We start from the raw sequence: 17,705 nt of genomic DNA, 5'->3' as shown, positions 1-17,705 counted from the left end.
GCCTCAGACGGTCACTTTTTCGGGAAATTGTCTGCAGACATCCCTTTTCCGCACGCACGCTGATAAATTTTTACCCGGTATGTTCGGGTCACGACGCGCTATCAGGGTCTATTCTAAAATGTCTTGCAACACCCGCTGAAGGACGACGGCGTTGTTATGGGTTTCATCCTTACTGGCGAAGACGAGTGTCAGCTTTTCCGCACTTCTCGCCAGGTGGCACAAGTTTTTTAAAGCGGCGGACGCTTCGTTCCCCTCGACCAATTCCCGTCTGTACCGTTTGGCAAAAGTCTCGAAGTCGCCGTGTTTGTGAAACCACCGACGCAATTCGTGGGAAGGGGCCACTTCTTTAAACCACTCGTCGATGCGCCGGTCACCTTTCGAGATCCCCCTCGGCCACAACCTGTCCACGAGTACACGGACCCCGTCATCGTCGGTGACCTCTTCATACACGCGCTTAAGCGCAATTTGAACGCCCAACATCACCACCTCCTTAGGCTCATAAGTCTCTCACTTCCCTACACCTGAATCCGGACGGCCCCTTTTCCCTTGGCACTTCAGACCAGTTCCTTTATAATCGTAACTGTTGACTGAAACCGCGACAGCCGACCTGCGTATTTATAATTGAAATATACTTTTTGTTTGGGGAGAGGATTCAGTGGAATTCACCGTCATTCACAACGAACATCCAAAAGACCCAAAACCGCCAAAAGGCTTGAAAAAGTTTAGCAAGTGGCTCATCGCCATTATTCTGTTCATTGTCGCTTTCAACCTCGCCGTCAAATGGCTCGCCGATTACATTTGGATGGACACCCTCGGCTTCCGTTCAATCTTCATCACGATTTTTACGGCGAAGGTGTCGTTGGGTTTGATCGGGTTCGTCCTGTTCTTTGTCAGTGCCTTTGTGTTGTTTCTCAATGTTCGCTCAACCTACTTACGGGAATTCCCCAACGAGCGATTTGTTTCCTTCGTTCAGAACCGGAAAACCTTTCTGTGGGTGAACGCCCTCGTTTCCGCGTTCGGCGGTATATTCGGCAGTGTCCTCGTACAGGGGCTGGGCTGGGAACCGCTCCTCACCTATTTAAACCAAACGCCGTTCGGGGTGACGGACCCTTATTTCGGCCGTGATGTCTCCTTCTTCGTGTACACGTTACCGCTGTGGAATTTCGCCTTGTCCGTGTTCATGCTTCTCGTCGGGGCAGCCATCGTGGTCAAGCTCGTACTATACTCGCTGCGCGGATTAATTAAATATTCAAGCCGGGCGCAACGACACTTTCTCGTCAGTGTCGTTCTCCTCGGTCTCTTGATCGCCACCCACTTTCTACTATCGCCGTATGAAAAAGCTCTGACGAACAAAGTCAATCTCTTTCAAGAATCTTCCGTTTTCGGGATCAGTTACACCGACCATGTGATTAACATCCCGTTCGACTACATCATGGCCGGCGTGACCATCATCGCCACCGTTTTGTTCGCACTGGCCATCGTGCGCCGCAAGTTTCGCTTCCTCGCCATCGGCTTGGGGCTCTTTCTCGGCACGCAGCTAGTCGGAGGCGCCGCTTCCCTCATTGTCCAAAACTTTATCGTCTCTCCCAACGAATTTGCCAGAGAGCAGCCTTTCTTGCAACACAACTTGGACTACACGCGCAAAGCTTACCAACTGGACGAGGTGCGCGTGGAGGATAAAGAAATTAACGACACGCTCTCTCAGGACATGCTGGACCGAAACCAACTGACGGTCGACAACATTCGCATTAACGACGCCCGTCCGCTCAACAACGTCTACAATCAACTGCAGACATTCCGCCCGTACTACTTTTTTAACGACGTGGACGTCGACCGCTACGAAATAGACGGAAAATACCAGCAAGTTTTCATTTCGGCCCGCGAGCTGACCCAACAGCGCTTGCCGGATCAAGCCCAAACGTGGGTCAACAAAAACTTGCGCTACACCCACGGTTACGGGGTTTCTATCAGCAATGTGAACGAAATTACGCCTGAAGGGCAGCCGGAGTATTTGGTCAAAGACTTGCCCCCAAAAGGTCCGATCGCCGTTGAAAAACCGCAAATATACTTCGGCGAGAATGATTACAATTCTGTCATCGTCGGCACGAAAGTGGACGAATTCGACTACCCGGACAACGACGAAAACAAAACACACCGTTACGAAGCTCAATCTGGAATTCCGATGACGGGGTTTAACCGTTTGCTGTTTGCCTTGGATGAACTGTCGTTCCGTTACCTCGTGTCCGACCAAATAACAGAAGAGAGCCAGTTGCTGCAGACGCGCAACATTGTGGAGCGGGTCGAACGCATCGCCCCGTTTCTCGATCTGGATGACGACCCCTATCCCGTCGTACGCGAAGACGGGAGCATCGTCTGGCTGTTGGACGCGTTCACCATGACCAACCGCTACCCTTACTCGGACACGGGCAACAGTTCGCTGAATTACGTCCAAAATCCGATCAAAATTGCCGTTGACGCATACACAGGGGAAGTGAGATTTTACTTACTAGATCCGAACGAACCGTTGGCCAAAACGTACCAAAACATTTTTCCTGAACTGTTTGAAACGGACATTCCGGAAGACATTCGCGCCCACTTCCGCTATCCGATCGACTTGTTTAAAATTCAGGCCAACATGTACCGCATCTACCACATGACCAATCTCGAACTGTTTTACAACCGGGAAGACATGTGGCAAATCCCGACCGAAAAGTACTTTGACGAAGACACGGTGATGGAGCCGTACTACGTGACGATGAAGCTGGACGATGCGGAGCGGGAAGAATTCATTTTGATGCTACCCTTTACGCCGAACACGAAGCAAAACATGATTTCGTGGATGGCCGTCCGCAACGACGGGGAGCACTACGGAGAGATCTTCGTCTACGAGTTCACGAAGCAGAGCAACATCTACGGACCGCAACAAATTGAAAACCGCATCAACCAAAACGCCGCCATTTCACAGCAACTCAACTTATGGTCACAAGGCGGTTCCCGTGTGATTCGTGGAAACTTGCTCGTCGTCCCGATTGAAGACACTGTCCTGTACGTCGAACCGCTGTACATCGAATCGAATAACGAGACGTCCTTGCCCGAAGTCAAACAGGTGATCGTCGCCTACCAGGACTACATTGTCATGGAACCGACGTTGGACCAAGCGATCGGGCGGTTAATGGATTTAATCGATGAAGGGGTGTCACCCCAGGAAGCGGAGGAAAGCCAGCAACGAGAAGGGGCATCGTCTGACGCCGTCACCCCCTATGAGTTGATCACGGACATACAGGAACAGTTCGACGCGTACCGCCAGGCGAACCAAGACGGCAACTACGAAGAAGCGGGACGCGCCCTCAAACAGTTGGAACAACTGCTCCACAACTGGCAGCGACAGCAAGAGGCTGACGGGCAATCGGGTGACCAGTCTGAAGCATCGTCAGAAGCGCAAACGGACGAAAACGACTAAGGGATTAGAAGCAGCACTCGAGTCGGGTGCTGCTTCTCGATGCAACGGATGAAGGAGCAGCACGTATACTTAGTAGAGCGTACTTTTGAGATATGGAGGTTTTGCTACCGATGGACCCTTACGAGAGACGGGTGCGCCTCACACTGGAACGCTGGCAGTCCGACATGAAATGGCACCGCCCCGGTTTGCTCAGGACATGGTCCTTGCGTTGGCAGCGAAAACTGGACGGCCTCATTCCGCTCAAAGTGCACGACGCCATGGCGCAAGGCGTGCGCATTGGCGTCAGCTCACTGTTAGGCGGCCTGAGCTTAATCCCCGTCGACAACAAGCGTCTGACGCCGTTTCCACCTCTGCTGGAGGAAGCAGACCGACACCTTCCTCCCCTGTTGGACACATACAAAAAATGGGCCGCCGCCGAAGGAGCCGGAACGGGCGCAGGTGGGCTCATTTTGGCCGCTGTCGATTTCCCCGCCCTCATTTCGATCAAACTGAAGTTTTTACAAGAAGTCGCTTTACTCTACGGGTTTGACATCCGCGACAAATCCGAACGGGTCTTTCTGTTACACGTGTTTCAGCTCGCCTTCTCCAGTCCGGAGCGCAGACAAGTGAACTTTGAACAGGTGAAGCAGTGGGAAAAAACAGCGTTAGACACCAGACAAATGATAGCCGAATCTATTGCGTGGCGCGATTTCTACATGGACTACAAGCAGTACATCGAATTTCGCAAACTGTTGCAGATTTTGCCCGGGATCGGGGCCGTCATCGGGGCGTGGGCGAACCATTCCCTCATGGACGACTTGGGGAAAACAGCCCAGAACGCCTTTCGTTTGCGCTATTTGCAGAAAAAATACGGGCTTGATATGCCTTCTTACCGCCGACAAGGGCACATCGAATAACGGTCCCTAGCGAACGAAACCTAACTTGCGGCGAACTGGTCAAACTGGGCTTTGACCAGACGGAAATAAACCCCTTTTTGTTCCATCAACGACTCGTGTGTCCCGACTTCGACGATACGGCCGTGGTCTAACACGACGATTTGATCCGCGTTTCGTATCGTAGAGAGACGGTGGGCAATGACAAACGAAGTCCTCCCTTGCAACAACGTCTGCAATGCCTTCTGAATGCGCACTTCCGTCTCCGTATCAATGGAAGCCGTCGCCTCGTCGAGAATCAAGATGCGTGGATCGGCCAAAATTGCCCGAGAGAAGGAAATCAGTTGTTTCTCCCCCATCGACAACACACCTCCCCGCTCCTCCACTTCCGTTTCGTACCCTTGTGGAAGCCTGGAGATGAAGTCATGGGCCTGTACGGCTTTGGCCGCCTCTTCCACTTCCTCGTCTGTCGCCGCCAAGTTCCCGAAACGGATGTTGTCGCGAATCGTCCCAGAAAAAATGAACGTGTCCTGAAGCACGATGCCGATCTGTGAGCGGTAACTGTCAATGGTCACGTGGCGAAGGTCGATGCCGTCAACGAGAACATTTCCTCGCACCGGATCGTAAAAGCGGCTGAGCAAATTGACAATCGTGCTCTTCCCCGAACCCGTATGTCCGACGAGAGCCACCGTCTCACCAGGTGAAACCGTCAACTGAACGTCCCTGAGCGCCGGTCGCCCTTGCTCATAAGCAAAAGACACGTTTTGAAACTCGACGCGGCCTTTAATCGGCGGCATCGTAACCGCCCCTTTACGCTCCGCCACTAGCGGCTTTTCGTCGAGAAATTCAAAGATGCGCTCCGACGAGGCCATCGCCACGAGCAATTGACTGTACACTTGCCCCAGCCGAGATATCGGCTCCCAAAAATGGCCCAGGTACATGGAGAAGGCGAGGAGCACACCGATCGACATCGTTTCCGGCGCTGTCAAGAGCAAATGCGAACCGTACCAAAACAAGACACACGTCCCAATGGCTGCCGTAAAATCGACGAGGGGCCCGAATTTGTCGTTGCGCCTTGCGGCCTCGCGATGGGCCTCGCTGTTATCTTGGTTCATGCGCTCAAAGTAGCGCATGTTCGGTTCTTCCTGAGTAAAAGCTTGCGTCACGCGCATCCCCTGAATGCACTCATTCAAATGGGCGTTAATTCTCGACTGCATCAGCCGCACATGCTGCCAGGCGCGTCGAATTTTAATGCGCAGTTTCGTCGAGAGAAAAAACATGATCGGTACAGTGATCATGACGGCTAGCGCGAGTTTAGCGTGCCACGAGAGCATGACGACCGAAATGCCGACGAGTAGCAAAACGTCTGTCAACAAGTTGATAATGCCGTTCGTAAACAACTCTTGCAAGGAGTTCACGTCGTTTGTGACGCGCACGAGAATGGAGCCTGCCGGACGCTGGTCAAAAAAGCGGAACGACAGGCGCTGAATGTTTTGAAACAGCGCGTGGCGCAAATCGTATATGACGTTCTGTCCGATCCAGTTCGTCCATTGAATCCTGACGGCGTTCGCTCCCCAACTGGCCAGGTAAAGGACGAAAATCGTAACAACCATCGTGACGAGCAACGGGATGTTTTGGTCGTCCAAAATGGCATGGTCAATGGCGACACTGATGAGATACGGAACAGCCAACCTCGTCCCGGTCACGATGAGCATCGTCAGGACAACGAGGGGCAAGTGGCGCCGGTACGGTTTTAAATAGCCAAGCAACCGGCGAAACTGTTGCCAGTCGAACGGCTTCTCCATTTTTCGGTCGTCCCGGTAAACAAACCGTTCCTTCCGGACGTTCTTCATGCCCGCATCCTCTCCATTTCCTGCAACACTTCCCGCTGATCCGAAAATTGTACATCGAATATCCGCCGGTAGGGACCCCGCTGTTGCAACAAGTCTTCATGGCGGCCCCGCTGAACAATCCGTCCCTGATCCATGACGAGAATTTCATCAGCACTTTTCAGCGTAGAAATGCGGTGTGCGATCATGAACGTCGTCCTGCCTTTCATCGCGGAACGGAGCGCTTCTCGAATCGAAATTTCCGTTTCCATGTCTACGGCGCTCGTCGCATCGTCAAGTATCAAAATGCGCGGGTCCGTCAAAATGGCGCGCGCAATGGCAATCCGCTGTTTTTGTCCGCCGGACAAACCGAGTCCCCGTTCTCCGACGACGGTATCGTACTGCTCAGGCATTTCCATAATAAAATCGTGTGCCTGGGCGATTTTCGCTGCCCGCACGACGTGTTCCATCGGCGCCTCGTGATTTCCGTAAGCGATGTTGTCGCGTATGCTTGCAGAAAAAAGAAAAGTATCCTGAAAGACGATCCCGATGTGCCTGCGCAAGCTCTTCAACGTGAGGTCCCGCACGTCGTTGCCGTCAACCGTCACTTTGCCTTTTGTCACATCGTAACTGCGCATGATCAGCTGGACGACGGTCGATTTGCCAGATCCCGTCGCCCCCAGCAAGGCGATGACGGAACCCGGCTTTGCCTCGAAGTGAACGTTGTAGAGAGCCGGGACGTTTCCCCGGTAATGAAACGTTACACCCTCGAACTGGACTCGTCCTTTCACGTCCGTAAGATCCTTGGCATTCGGCTTCTCTCGAACGTGCTGGGGTGTATCCAATATTTCCATCAACCGCTCCCCTGCCGCTTTTGCCTGCGTCAAATTGTTGATTTGAAATCCTAGCGCCTGCAGAGGTCCCACAATAAACGAAGTGAGTGTAAAGAACGCGGCCAATCCCCCCGGAGTCAATTTTCCTTGAATCACGAGAAACCCGCCGTAGCCCAGCATGATGACCAAACTGAGGTTTCCCAGCGTCTCCATTAGAGGAAAATATTTCGACCACAGCCGTGCCGCACGCAAGTGCGTGTCCATATAGTCGTCATTTGAAGTAGCGAACTTGTCGATTTCGTGGGCTTCCCTTGAAAACGACTTCACCGTCCGAACGCCGGTAATGTTTTCCTGTACTCGAGTGGACATGCGAGCAATCGCCTTGCGTATGTTTGAAAAAGCCGGGTGCGCCGCGCTGTCAAATCGAATGCTGACAAAAGCGAGCAAGGGCATCGTCACCGCAAGGGTGATCAGCGTCAGTTCGACGTTAATCGTCCCCAACACCACCATTCCCAAGACGACCATGAGCACGATGTTGAGCAGCTGGGCGATTCCAAAGGACAAAAACATGCGAAACGCTTCCACATCTCCTGTCAAACGGGCCATGAGATCTCCGGTCTTGGCGTTGTCGTAATAAGAAAAAGACAATCCTTGCAATTTGTCGTACAGGGCGGTCCGGAGATCGTAAACACTGGCAATACCGAACAAATGCCCCGTGTACTGGTGGTAATAGCGGCAAATCGAGCGCACACCCGCTATGCACAAAATACCGATTGACACGTGGGGAATCCACTCATAACGGCCCGCAATGACGATGTCGTCAATGAGAAACTGTAACAACATCGGCTGCACGAGGCTTAAAGCCGTCACACCGATGAGCAGGAAGACAGAAAGCATTCCCCACCTTTTGTGAGGCCAATAAAATGGCTTGAGGCGCCTAAAAACATCCACGGCTGATACTCCTCTCCACCCTTTGTAAACGCATATTTCTCTTTTTTATTGAAAATTTTCGGAGACTTCTGTAGCAGTTTACACCTTTGCAACAGCTTAAGCAAAGAACAATTTTGCTGTAAATACTGGCATTTATTAATCGTTTCTATGAAAAAGATGAACTAATCGCCCCTATCAATCGTTTTCATCCAAGTAGCTCGAAAAAACGACCTTGTCCGCCCAGTAATGAATCGAATTCCCTGCAAACGTCAGTGAAAAAGTCTTGTTAACGCGCCAGTGATTTTGTCCTTTTTCATCGCTTCCCTTCCTCTCTCAAGGAGTTTAGTACGCAACGGTCTCTCATCAAAAGTTAAAGTCTAACGCCTCATGCCCTGTTCAGCCATTACGGGATAAAGGAACGCTTGTCCGTTTTAAACGGTGCCGTGGATTAAAACTACCAGTACGTGTGGTCACGGAAAAAACACCAAAGGGGGAATTTTCAGCCTTTTAGTAAACCCTCCCACAAGTAATTGACGTATTAAATCCCCTTGTTTCACCGAGGGATATGTAGTAAAATGACACCGTACAAAAAAGTAAGGGGCATTAGCTCAGTTGGAAGAGCAGCTGACTCTTAATCAGAAGGTCGCAGGTTCGAGCCCTGCATGCCCCACCACAAAAGCAACCCTCCGCCTGTTGGCGGAGGGTTGCACGTCTTCGAGCAACGTAAAGCCCCCTACAGTGGGTAAAAAAGACGTATGTGGTCATTTTGTGGTCAAACCCGTTATTTCTCGAATTATTTCACCCTCCTGAAACCCTTTACGAGGGTTTAAGGGGCACACCCGTCACACACGCCGTAAATTTCGAATTTGTGACCAGTAATTTGGAAACCTTCCGGTCTTCCGAACATCGCGTGCATGGGGCAGATGTCGATTTTTTTCGTTTTGCCGCACTCGGTGCATATAAGGTGATGGTGATGGTCGTCGCCTGCGCACACCATGCGGTAAAGGCGCTCGCCGTTCAATTCGGTTGCTTCCAAAATGTCCAGTTCGTGGAGCAAAGTCAAATTGCGGTAAACTGTATCGACACTGAGCTGCGGAAAAGAGGCCTTCATTTGCTCCAACACGGCCTTAGCACTTAAGTAGCGCCCCTCTTGCGCAAGGATGTTCAACAACAGCTCTCGTTTGTCGGTATATTTGAACCCCTTCTCTTTTAGAATGGCCAATGCTTCTGAAACGTTCATTCCGATAACCTCCCACTCAACAGTGTCCCGCCTCCTGACCAGAGGACAGAACGCGTCTCGATACGAGCCGGCGTTTGAGCCGTTTAAACGTGAGTGTGATGGCGAGAATTGTGACAGACAGCAGGACGATGGTGCCGCCGGAAGCCCAGTCTAAATAGTACGACAGTGTCAGCCCTCCCAAAACAGATGTTTCGGCAAAACCGACGGCGTACAAAAACGTCTGTTTAAAACTCCGGGCCACTTGCAAACTTGCGGCGACAGGCAACGTCATCATCGCCGACACGAGCAAAATGCCGACTATTCGCATCGCAGCCGCAATGACGAGGGCGACTAGCACCATGTACAACACGTTCAACGCCTTTCGCGGCAAACCGGAAAGGACAGCGTTCTCTTCGTCGTATGACAAATAGAACAGCTCTTTATAAAAGACGAAGACTGCGAGGAGCACGACAAGGCCGATCCCGCCGATTGCCATTAAATCAGACGGCGTCACAGACAACACGCTGCCGAACAAGTAGCCAAACAAGTCACTGTTAAACCCGTCGGCAATGCTGATGAGCACAACCCCGAGAGCCACGCCAGTCGACAACGTGATCGGGATAGCCAGTTCCTCATACGACCTGTACAGCTTGCGCAGTTGTTCCACAAATAGGGAGCCTGCGACGGAAAAGGCCATGCCGGCATAAACGGGGTTAAAAAAAGCGAAGGCAGGAGACACTTCACGCAATAACATTCCAGCCGCGACACCCGACAGGGCAATGTGCGACAGCGCGTCGGCCATGAGGGACAGACGTCGCACAACGAGAAAAACGCCGACAACCGGGCTGACGATTCCGATAATCATTCCCGCCCAAAACGCATTTCTTAAAAATTCGTACTCCAACAACACATCTAGCATGATCTCCTCCGCCCTTTAGCACTTCACACTGATTCAGTCTTTTATTGCGTTAGTGACTGTGTTCCAGCATACGGACGTCGTGCCCGTAAGTCCTGGACAGTATTTCGTCTTGACGCGCGTTGAACGCTTCCGGATCTCCATGGTAGTGCACCTGTTTATTGAGACACGCCACGCTGCTCACTTTAGCGGTCATCACTCCAATGTCGTGACTGACTAACAAGATTGTCAAGTCGTACTCGTTCCTCAAATCTTCTAGTAAGCGGTAAAAGCGATCGACTGATTCGGCATCGATGCCAACTGTCGGTTCATCCAGGATCAGCAAGTCCGGCTGACTGACGAGCGCCCGGGCAATAAAAACCCGCTGTTGCTGTCCTCCCGACAGTTCCCCCATCAAGTGCTTGTGATATGTCGACAGCCCAACCCGGTCCATCATGTCGTAAACGACACGCCGGTCCTGGCGGGACAGACGCTTGAACAGGCCCAATTTACCGTAAAGTCCGGTGGAGACGACCTCGAACACGGTCGCTGGAAAACTTGTGTTAAAGCGATTCGCTTTTTGCGATACGTACCCGATCCGAGACCAGGCTCGAAACTGGGATGACGGTTTTCCGAACAGGCGAATGTCACCGCTCTGGGGCTGTTCCAGTCCGAGAATAACTTTAATCAACGTCGACTTCCCCGAGCCGTTAGGCCCGACAAGCCCCAAAAATTCACCCCGATTCACGGCGAGACTCACGTTTTCCAACACGTTTACAGCGCCGTATGCAAATGTAACGTCCCGAACGTCAATAATCGGTTCCTCCATCATCGTTTGACGGGTTGAGGGCCTTCTCGAGATTCGCAACGTTCTGTTTCATGATCGAGAAGTAGTCTTCACCCCGTCCCAACTCCTCCTCCGTCAAGTTCTCCAGGGAATGCAGCCGCAACACCTCTGCCCCGATGGATTCTTTTACCGCATTTGCCACTTTAGGGCTGACTAATACGTCAAACATAATGTAGTGTACATCGTGCTCCTTGGCAAAATCAATCACCTGTTGCAGCTCTTTACTGCTCGGCTCGTCAGAAGGCGACAAACCGGACACTGCCACCTGTTCAAGACCGTAGCGATGGGCCAAGTGACCAAACGCGGCGTGAGAGACGACAAATTCTTTCTTTTCAGCAGTTCGCGTCACATTTCGGAGTGTTCGGTCTAATTCGTCAAACTGTGCAGCCAGTTGTTCAAAATTTGCTTCATACACGTCAGCACGATCAGCGTCAATCTCCACCAGGGCGTCTTTAATCATCTGTGCTTGCTGCTTCGCCAGATTCGGGTCCAGCCAAACGTGAGGATCCTGTTCTCCATGTGAATGAGAGTGAACGTGCTCTCCCTCGTCATCGCTGTGTTTAACGTGACCTTCCCCGCTCGTCGCAGTGTCGAGGTGCTCCGTCGCATTAACGATGCGAGTGTTCGTTCCGTCCAATGTTTTTAACGCTTGTTCTGCCCACGGCTCAAACCCAGATCCATTGTACACGAACAGATCAGCGTCCGCCAGAGAAACCATGTCCTTCGGAGACGGCTCATAATCGTGTGGTTCAGCCCCGGGCGGGGTGATGCTGCGCACCTTGACGGCATCCCCTCCAATTTTGGCTGCAAAGTCGTACAGCGGATAAAAACTCGTGTACACGTGAATCAACTCAAGTTCAATGGCTTCCTTCCCTTCGTTCGAATCAGCGGCCTCGTCACTGCACCCTGCGAGAGAAGTGACCGCCACTATCATCAGGATGCCTCCGATTAACAACCCTCTCCTCGCTCTGATCAAAATCGCCATCTCCTTGTCATCTATACATGATAAAAACATTGTACTAGGGGATCGACGATTTGTAAATAGTAATCATTACGATTTAACAGCAAAAATAAATGACGCCTTTAACGGCGCCCAAATTACTTGTTTGACAATCGCGGATAACGCTGAAAATCTTGTATGTCCACCACTTTCTTTTCTTTCTTCACCCAATGGTAAAAAATGTGCCCCAATACGATCATGAAGACGGTCTCCTGCGTCAATTTCATGACAATCCCGCCCAGTTGTTGGTCTTCCATAGGAGACAGCAAGCTAAACGTTTCAAACAACTGCGGCGGAACCGTCGTTCCGGCAGGTAAACAGTAACCGAGGGCCGTCGCCCATTTAGCCGGGTCTGTGTACGTCGCGTAAATCGTGTGATCTGCAAAAATAATGAGGGCACAGGCCGGAAGCAGCAAGGCGCTGTTGGCGAACACGTAGGCAATTTTCTTGATGTCTGACAGCCTGTCAAATTCCGGAAGCGGGGTCAAAACTTGCCACCACATGAAGAGCGCCGTGACGAAAAGGACCGCTTGGTACCCAATGTGCAGCGTGTAATTGGCCATCAGGTGGTCAAACAGTTGCGGAATATGGTACAGAGACACAAGCAGGTTGAACATAAACAGCGAAGGAAAAGGATGCATAACGATTTTAAACAGTTTCTCCACTGCCCGGTAGCGGAACAACGGTCTCACCAACCAAGCTGGCGTGCCGAACATCAGCAAAGGTGGAGTGATAAAATAGACAAAAGCCATTTTAAACATGTGGGCGCTGAACATCAAATGTCCAATTAAGTACACTGGACCCCCAAAACCTAAGTAAAACGCAAACAGACCGGCAACGAACGACATTTTTTTATACCACGGAACGGGTACCGCATGGGTAAAACGGGACCTGAGCGGCCCGACCACAGCTAAGTAGAGGAGAGCGGCCACAACCGTTCCCGCCAGAAACACCGGACTCCACAATGCGGTAAAACTGAACTGGCTTGTCACAAGATCCCACATCTTCATCACCTTAACGCTTTTATATCGTCGATAATCTCTTCCACAGGCGGCTCCAGTCCGTTATATTTTTGCACAACGCTTCCCGATTGATTCACTAAGTAAAAGGAGGTTCCGTGCATGATTTGGTCAGAGTCGGGTTCAGGTTCCACAAGGGCTTTAAAGCTCTCTTGAGACAACTGCTGAATGTCTTCAAACTCATACCCCGTGAGGAAGTGCCAGTTCGTAAAGTCGGCGCCCACGTTGCCGCCATACTCTTTTAACGCTTCCGGGCTGTCGTTCTCCGGATCAACGCTGAACGACACAATCGGTATGTTGAGCCCCTCTTCTTTCATTGCTTGCTGAATTTGAGCCATATTGGCTGTCATCGGAGGACAAACGGTGCGACAGTTCGTAAAGATAAAGTTGGCTAGCCAGACGTCCCCTTTTAAATCTTCGAGGCTGACACTCTCCCCGTCCTGGTTCGTGAAGGTAAAATCTTGAACTTCCCAATTCAACGTGTCGCTTTGAGCCGAACTTAAAGGCCCGCCCCCTCCGGTCCCGCACGCTGACAGCAGCAAAACGACTGTCACTGTAAACGCGAGAAACATTCGCCATCCGGAGCGTTTCATGCCAGTTCCTCCCTATCACATCGTTGAAAAACCACACTACTTTCAGACTAGCACAATCTCGGGCAATAGTCGTGACAAACTGATGACAAATCAAACGTCACGGTATGTTATGTCAATTATACACGGTTAAAATCAAAGTTACGACTCAAAGGAAACGCGTTCCCTTCGGCACCTATTTTGCCGCCAACAGCCGCAATCCGTTTAATATGACGAGAATGGTGCTCCCTTCATGCCCGATCACTCCCAGGGGCAGTGTGATCGATTGGAAAAAGTTCGCTGTGATCAAGGCGATGATGACGGCCGTTGAAAAGGCGATGTTTTGTTTGGTCACACGGTCCACCCGTTTCGCCAACCGCACCGTGTACGGAATTCGCTTTAACTCATTTTTGACGAGGACGACGTCGGCGGTCTCCAAAGCGACATCCGTTCCCTCCCCCATGCCGACACCGACAGACGCCGTCGCTAAGGCGGGGGCGTCATTTACGCCGTCACCTACCATGACCACCTTTCCGTACCGCTCTTGCAGTTTTTGAATTCGTTTCACTTTCTCATCTGGCAAACAGTTGGCGTAATAGGCGTCGACACCTGCTTGAGCTGCGAGCGACCTCCCCGTCTCCTCAGAATCCCCTGTCAGCATGACGGTGTAGATGCCTTGTCGCTTTAGTTCCTCGATCACCTGTTTCGCAGCGGGCCGCATGACGTCTTCCAGACTAATCAGTCCGACGAGTTCGCGTTCCCGCTGGACGAAAACGACGGTTTTCCCTTGTCTGGCGAATTCGTTTACCCGCTCTTTCGCTCGCTCGACGAAGGGGGCATCCACAAACTGTTCTTTTCCCACTTTCCATAAGGCCCCGTTCAACTTCCCTGTGATGCCGAAGCCAGTGACGGACTCCATCCCTTCCGGCCGGGAAAGGGGAAGGTCCTTTTCACGGGCTCGCTTGACAATGGCCTCTGCCAGAGGGTGAGTCGACAGTTGCTCGATGGAGGCCGCGGCTTGTAACACTTCTTTTTCGTCGTAACCGTGAAACGCCACAATGTCCCTTACCTCCGGAACACCTTTTGTCAGGGTTCCAGTTTTATCAAAGGCGATGACGCGCACCCCTTGCAAGTTTTGTACGTGATTGCCACTTTTAAACAACACCCCGCGCCTCGCTCCGTTGGAAATGGCCGAGAGCAGAGCCGGCATCACTGAAGCGACGAGGGCGCAAGGGGATGCCACGACCAACAGGACCATTCCCCTGTAGGCTGCCTCATTCCAACTCCAGTTCAACAGAAACGGCGTGAACAACATGACACAGGCCACCGAAACGAGTACCGCGACGACGTACCTTCTTTCAAACTTTTCAATAAAGTGTTGTTGCGGCGGCTTTTCCGACTGCGCTTTTTGCACCAGTTGAACCATTTTTTGAAACAGCGTTTCGTCGCTTAACTTGTCAACTCGAACGAGAATGCCTCCCTGCACATTGACTGTACCGGCCAGTACGTCGTCCCCTGCTTTTTTCTCGACCGGGAGTGATTCACCTGTTATGGCGGATTGATCGACGGACGTCACCCCTTCCACGACGGTCCCGTCAACCGGTATGAGGTCACCCGGTTTGACGACGACGACTTGTCCTTTGCGCAACGTTTTCACTGGCACTTTTCGTTCAACGCCGTTTTCGTACAGCCTCGCTTCATCCGGTTGCCGCGCCATCAGGCTGGAGATGTCCCGCCGACTTCTGTTCATGGCGTACGTCTCCAACGCACCGCTCAACGCAAAAATAAAGATGAGCATGGCCCCTTCCGCCCAGTATCCGATCACGGCGGAACCGATAGCTGCCAATATCATCAGCATTTCCACATTCAGCTGTTTGTCCCGGATGAGCTCTTCTATCCCTTCTTTTCCTTTGGCGTACCCACCGATGACAAAAGCCGTGAGGTAACAAGCGACTGACGCCAGTGGCCAGTCCCCCACACTGAGCATCCATCCGGTGACGATCAGAACCCCGCTCAAAATAGCAGCGAGCAGTTCGCCGTTCTGTTTGAGGAATTCCTTGCGGCTGCCTGTTCGCTTATGAAACTGGACGGTTTTTGCTGTCGATAGTTCCACGTCCCTCACCCTTTCACGTGATAACGAAACTCATTCTTATAACTCCGCCTAAAATGACGTTCATGCCGCCCTCGGCAGCATGAACCTTGGTTGTCTTATTTATAATGATTATAATATAATAACGATTATAAGTAAATGGTCCAGATGACCATTTTTGTTGTAACCAAAAAAAATGTCTCCCCATGGTCAGGGGAGATTGGCCGCGACCGTCTAAAATTGTTTACATCGCGTTACTTTCCAAAGACTCACTGCGCTCTTTTTGCAAACGGTCGATTTTGTCAAGGATACGGCCCGTCTGCCACGTAAACGCCCACGCCGTGACACTGGCGGAGAAGAAGAAAGCCAAGGGAGGCATGAAACTGACAGCCGTCACAATGACAACACCCAAACTCAACAACACCGCTGTAGATGAAAACAGGTGGCTGACCGACAAGACGAACGCATTTTTAACGAGTTCGAACAGTTTCCACGGGTAACGCACGAGGAGCGGCAACAATGTGACACTGGTGAGGATGTACAGAGTCGCCGTCGGAAAGAGCAAAAAGCCGATCCACTTTAAAACGGATTGCGGCGCGTTCGCCACGACAACTAAATCGACAACTAATATAACGCCGATTATGACGTATACGTCCACGACTTTGTATGCGCGTTTCCAGTTCTTTTTCCATCCGGACCAGTACGTGTTCCAAACGGAAAGATCTCCATCTTTTTGCCAGACGGACATCACGTGAAACAGTGCCACAGTCCCGGGAGGTCCTATGAGGAGAAACAACGCGAGGGGAATAATCCAATCTCCGAAGATGAACAGAACGAGGGGAAACCCCGATGTAAAAAACCAGAGAATATTGCTCCAGGCTAACTTGTAAATGACATCTGTGACACGGTATATGAAGCCGAATACGCCAGACTCAGGCATTGACATCCCCCAAACTTCGTTCGTAATCCGTTCGTAGAATATTATAACACATACCGCTCATAGCGGTTTCCGCTAGATTCGCGCTGGGGGCATTTTGCGCGACGCCAGCAAGACCATTGTCACCATACCGCTCATAGCGGTTTCCGCTAGATTCGCGCTGGGGGCATTTTGCGCGACGCCAGCAAGACCATTGTCACCATACCGCAATAACCGAACAGCGGATAGGCGTAACCGACCAGATTGGAAAAGCCGACGAGGGACAACATGTAACTAGCAGCAAACAGCAGCATGAGCCATTTTTTCTGACTGAAGGGGAACACTGTTTCCAAATTCGCTAACAGTCCGTACACATTGCCAATGAGTGTCGTAAAGATTTCGGCCCACATCACTGTCAGGAACAGCACTTTCACAATAGTTCCCAAGTCGGCAATAATCGGCGCCAGCGGAATCTCCAGATGCCAAATGGACGTTCCTTCTAACGCGAGGGCCAGATTGGTCGCCAGGAGCATGGCTCCGAGACCTATACCTCCCAGACGTCCTCCGTTCTTAATCAATCGCTCGTCCCTGATTTCACCTCCCATCGGAACGAGCACCGCTTGAGCCATCGCCAAGTTAAACGACACGTACGTGACGGCCGCCATCACCCACGAACGCGTCGTTGACGTCTCCACTGCCACAAGATCTGATGATACATCCACTAACTGTGCCAATCCGTTGACACCAATCAGTGCACAAAAAAACAACATCATCGGCACGACGAGGGAATTGACTGACAGAATCCCGTCCAGCCCCCGCAACATGACAAAGTATGCGAGACACAGGGTAAACAACACGCCAACGTGAAAGGACAGGCCGATTTGTTCTTCGGCCAACGCCCCTGTTCCCGAAATCATGGCCGTCGTGACTCCGAATAAAATGAGCGTAACAAAACCGTTCATGACCTTCCCGACTGTTGGGCCGAACAGATAGTTGTTAAACTCTTCGTACGAAGCAGCTTTCAACCTGGCTCCTAGCAACATCATCCGGTTTCCCAGCCAGACGAACCCCAAAGACGCCAAGAGGATGGCGATAAATCCAAAAGGGCCTTTATTCGTAAAAAATTGCAAAATTTCTTGTCCTGACGCAAACCCGGCCCCCACGACAGTGCCGATGTACGTAAAACCGATTTTACATGTCATTTTCAAACTGTGGCTCAAAACAAAT

General features: G+C 51.5%; 14 protein-coding genes and 1 tRNA gene. 3 read left to right on the top strand and 12 right to left on the bottom strand.

Annotated features, from left to right (window positions below; genetic code table 11):
* Positions 1–108 precede the first annotated feature (108 nt).
* Positions 109–480, bottom strand: coding sequence for a DUF488 domain-containing protein (locus tag B0W44_RS06250; RefSeq protein WP_077719303.1), 372 nt, complete (start codon positions 478–480; stop codon positions 109–111).
* A gap of 175 nt (positions 481–655) precedes the next feature.
* Between B0W44_RS06250 and B0W44_RS06245 the strand changes: the two genes are divergently transcribed.
* A complete protein-coding gene (locus tag B0W44_RS06245) occupies positions 656–3,460 on the top strand; it encodes a UPF0182 family membrane protein (RefSeq protein WP_077719302.1) in 2,805 nt (934 codons plus the stop codon).
* A 110-nt stretch (positions 3,461–3,570) separates the two neighbouring features.
* Positions 3,571–4,356, top strand: a complete 786-nt coding sequence (locus B0W44_RS06240) for an EcsC family protein (protein WP_169835447.1) — start codon at positions 3,571–3,573, stop codon at positions 4,354–4,356.
* Between the two features lie 20 nt (positions 4,357–4,376).
* Here B0W44_RS06240 and B0W44_RS06235 read toward each other — a convergent pair whose 3' ends face one another.
* On the bottom strand, positions 4,377–6,185 hold the full coding sequence (locus B0W44_RS06235) for an ABC transporter ATP-binding protein (protein WP_077719300.1): 1,809 nt from the start codon (positions 6,183–6,185) through the stop codon (positions 4,377–4,379).
* The gene (locus tag B0W44_RS06230) at positions 6,182–7,945 is read right to left on the bottom strand and encodes an ABC transporter ATP-binding protein (protein WP_077719299.1); all 1,764 of its coding nucleotides are present in this window, start codon (positions 7,943–7,945) and stop codon (positions 6,182–6,184) included. Before B0W44_RS06230 ends, B0W44_RS06235 begins: the two co-directional genes overlap by 4 nt.
* A gap of 576 nt (positions 7,946–8,521) precedes the next feature.
* On the opposite strand from B0W44_RS06230, the gene B0W44_RS06225 reads away from it, so the two are divergent.
* Positions 8,522–8,597 (top strand) — tRNA-Lys (locus tag B0W44_RS06225).
* Between the two features lie 153 nt (positions 8,598–8,750).
* Here the strand turns inward: B0W44_RS06225 and B0W44_RS06220 are convergent.
* The 9 genes from B0W44_RS06220 to B0W44_RS06180 form a co-directional block, all read right to left on the bottom strand.
* Entirely contained in the window at positions 8,751–9,164 is a 414-nt protein-coding gene (locus tag B0W44_RS06220; RefSeq protein WP_077719298.1) for a Fur family transcriptional regulator, read from the bottom strand.
* A 16-nt stretch (positions 9,165–9,180) separates the two neighbouring features.
* Positions 9,181–10,062: a metal ABC transporter permease gene (locus B0W44_RS06215; protein WP_077719297.1), complete on the bottom strand. Its 882-nt coding sequence runs from the start codon at positions 10,060–10,062 to the stop codon at positions 9,181–9,183.
* Between the two features lie 49 nt (positions 10,063–10,111).
* On the bottom strand, positions 10,112–10,867 hold the full coding sequence (locus tag B0W44_RS06210) for a metal ABC transporter ATP-binding protein (protein WP_077721275.1): 756 nt from the start codon (positions 10,865–10,867) through the stop codon (positions 10,112–10,114).
* On the bottom strand, positions 10,848–11,870 hold the full coding sequence (locus tag B0W44_RS06205) for a metal ABC transporter substrate-binding protein (protein WP_169835446.1): 1,023 nt from the start codon (positions 11,868–11,870) through the stop codon (positions 10,848–10,850). The genes B0W44_RS06210 and B0W44_RS06205 overlap by 20 nt, the downstream gene beginning before the upstream one ends.
* A 113-nt stretch (positions 11,871–11,983) precedes the next feature.
* The gene (ctaG, locus tag B0W44_RS06200; RefSeq protein ID WP_077719295.1) at positions 11,984–12,895 is read right to left on the bottom strand and encodes a cytochrome c oxidase assembly factor CtaG; all 912 of its coding nucleotides are present in this window, start codon (positions 12,893–12,895) and stop codon (positions 11,984–11,986) included.
* The gene (locus tag B0W44_RS06195; RefSeq protein ID WP_077719294.1) at positions 12,895–13,497 is read right to left on the bottom strand and encodes an SCO family protein; all 603 of its coding nucleotides are present in this window, start codon (positions 13,495–13,497) and stop codon (positions 12,895–12,897) included. Before B0W44_RS06195 ends, ctaG begins: the two co-directional genes overlap by 1 nt.
* A gap of 172 nt (positions 13,498–13,669) precedes the next feature.
* The gene (locus B0W44_RS06190) at positions 13,670–15,586 is read right to left on the bottom strand and encodes a heavy metal translocating P-type ATPase (protein WP_228441570.1); all 1,917 of its coding nucleotides are present in this window, start codon (positions 15,584–15,586) and stop codon (positions 13,670–13,672) included.
* A gap of 220 nt (positions 15,587–15,806) precedes the next feature.
* On the bottom strand, positions 15,807–16,502 hold the full coding sequence (locus tag B0W44_RS06185; RefSeq protein ID WP_169835445.1) for a YesL family protein: 696 nt from the start codon (positions 16,500–16,502) through the stop codon (positions 15,807–15,809).
* 146 nt (positions 16,503–16,648) lie between these two features.
* Positions 16,649–17,698, bottom strand: coding sequence for a YkvI family membrane protein (locus B0W44_RS06180; protein ID WP_077719292.1), 1,050 nt, complete (start codon positions 17,696–17,698; stop codon positions 16,649–16,651).
* Positions 17,699–17,705 lie beyond the last annotated feature (7 nt).

This window comes from Novibacillus thermophilus (genome assembly GCF_002005165.1).
In the GTDB taxonomy this organism is placed as follows: domain Bacteria; phylum Bacillota; class Bacilli; order Thermoactinomycetales; family Novibacillaceae; genus Novibacillus; species Novibacillus thermophilus.
The sequence above is the reverse complement of the archived record's forward strand: the minus strand, read 5'-3'. Positions and strand labels throughout refer to the sequence as shown.